The organism is Microcystis sp. M53603_WE2, assembly GCF_030065435.1.
This window is the reverse complement of record NZ_JASJFF010000244.1, coordinates 1-1,746: the sequence shown is the minus strand read 5'-3', so window position 1 is coordinate 1,746 and position 1,746 is coordinate 1. Positions and strand designations below refer to the sequence as shown.

Annotated in this window: 2 protein-coding genes and 2 pseudogenes; 1 reads left to right on the top strand and 3 read right to left on the bottom strand. The window is 36.4% G+C overall.

Going from position 1 to position 1,746, the window contains the following annotated elements; genetic code table 11:
- The 3 genes and pseudogenes from PX481_RS05280 to PX481_RS05270 all read right to left on the bottom strand — a co-directional run.
- Positions 1–417: pseudogene (locus PX481_RS05280) on the bottom strand (GUN4 domain-containing protein); the annotation flags it as partial.
- A 112-nt stretch (positions 418–529) separates the two neighbouring features.
- Positions 530–961: a hypothetical protein gene (locus PX481_RS05275; RefSeq protein ID WP_002761472.1), complete on the bottom strand. Its 432-nt coding sequence runs from the start codon at positions 959–961 to the stop codon at positions 530–532.
- A gap of 51 nt (positions 962–1,012) precedes the next feature.
- Positions 1,013–1,219: pseudogene (locus PX481_RS05270) on the bottom strand (phospholipase effector Tle1 domain-containing protein); the annotation flags it as partial.
- A 45-nt stretch (positions 1,220–1,264) separates the two neighbouring features.
- Here PX481_RS05270 and tnpA point away from each other — a divergent pair.
- Positions 1,265–1,708, top strand: coding sequence for an IS200/IS605 family transposase (tnpA, locus tag PX481_RS05265; RefSeq protein ID WP_002740761.1), 444 nt, complete (start codon positions 1,265–1,267; stop codon positions 1,706–1,708).
- The last annotated feature ends 38 nt before the right edge of the window (positions 1,709–1,746 follow it).

Sequence of the window (1,746 nt, the reverse complement as noted above, 5' to 3'; positions counted from 1 at the left end):
TTCCTGTTTTTCCAGCTTGAGTTGATTGAGAATATTTTGATTATTATTATTTTTAATTTCTAACTTTATTCTCTCGTAGTCTAAGATTTTCAATTCTTGATATTTTTGGGAAAATAAAATTTTGAGATTGTCACTGAGTTGTAGTAAAAAACGATAATATCCATCTTGATAGATTTCTAGTCCGTTAATTAATAAATTGTAGTCTTTAATTAATAACTGCGTCTCAATCAAGATTTCTTGTTGAGTAATTTTTTCTTTTCGTTTAATAATCTTACCAAAATAGTAATGGTAGCGAACTCCTTCTTGAATTAATTTCCGACGTTCTTTGATGATTTTCTGAAAGTTCTTTAAGTATCTATTTTTAAAAACAGGAAGTTGATAGCTTTGCTCATAAATGGCAATTTTTTTATAGGTCATCAGATGTGGACAGTTCCTATTTAGCATAGCTATCTTAGACCAAAAAATTCCTCAGTACTTAGCAATAATCATCCGCTACTCCCAGCTATTACAAGAGGGAGCAATACCTAAATTAAACATTTTCAACTTCAACAACAACTGGTTCATTTTTAATAATTGGTTCATTTTCAATAACAACTGTTTGAGGACTTTCAGGAGTTGGCTCAGTTACCGTTTCTGGCTGCTTTACTGTCTGTTCTTGATACTCGGTTAAGTGTTTTTTGGTTTTTAATTTCAGGTCATCAGTCAGAGGTAAAGTATCAATTTCAGCTAAAAGTGTTTCCAGGGATTCTTTTTTACTTCGCTCAGTGTAAAAAGAATTCAGAACCGCTTCAATTCCGTACTCGGCAATCGCATCTCCTAAGACGGTAACTAACCCCATCGCTCCAATACCCAGAAAAACTACAAAGGGTTGTCCGAGGGTCAGAATTAGCACGATGACGGCAATAATAGCCGAAGCTAAATAAGCACCTGCTACTTTTTTAATAATGTTATCGAGTTCCATAAAAATCACCTCAAATTTCTAGCGCAGGATTCATTTAATTTTAAAGCAAGGTTACTCTGTCTTTTGATCGCTGTCAAGTAAAGCTTGAAGAAAAGGTTCAAGACTTTTGGGACGATAATCGGAAAAAGCCTTTAATCGTTTTACCACACTGTGATGAACAGTGACAACTTTTGTATTGAAATATCGCGACTGCTCACCTCCCAAGGCCGACAATCCCTTAAGCGTATTATCGAACTTGATGGTCGGGTCTGGTTTAATCTCTTCGGGTCTAATTCCCCGCCGCTCGCGGCGTACAATAGAAAAATGAGTGAATACATCCATAAGAGCCATAATGTAAGTGTTTTGCTATATCATTTAGTGTTCCCAGCCAAATATCGTAAAGCCGTTTTCGACGAACAGGTAGATAGCTTGTTGAAAGAAGTCTGTCTAGAGATGGAAAAACGATACGAGATAAAGTTTGTAGAAATTGGAGTGGATAAAGATCATGTGCATTTTCTGGTGCAATCAGTACCGACCTATAGTGTGACAAGGATAGTGACAATGATTAAAAGTATAACGGCGAGAGAAATTTTCAAAAAGTGTCCTCAAGTGAAAAAGCAGTTGTGGGGAGGAGAGTTTTGGAGTGATGGATATTACGCAAGTACGGTAGGAAAGCATGGGGATGAAGGTATGATAGCGAGATATGTAAAAGAACAAGATAAAGAATACCTGCAGCTACACCAAAATCTACAATTGAGTCTATTTTGATTCTGATACCCCGTCCGCTTGCGGCGGGGTAGTTCATT

Coding starts and splice junctions, on each gene's coding strand:
- PX481_RS05275 (WP_002761472.1), bottom strand. CDS start 961: ATGGAACTCGATAACATTATTAAAAAAGTAGCAGGTGCTTATTTAGCT.
- tnpA (WP_002740761.1), top strand. CDS start 1,265: ATGAGTGAATACATCCATAAGAGCCATAATGTAAGTGTTTTGCTATAT.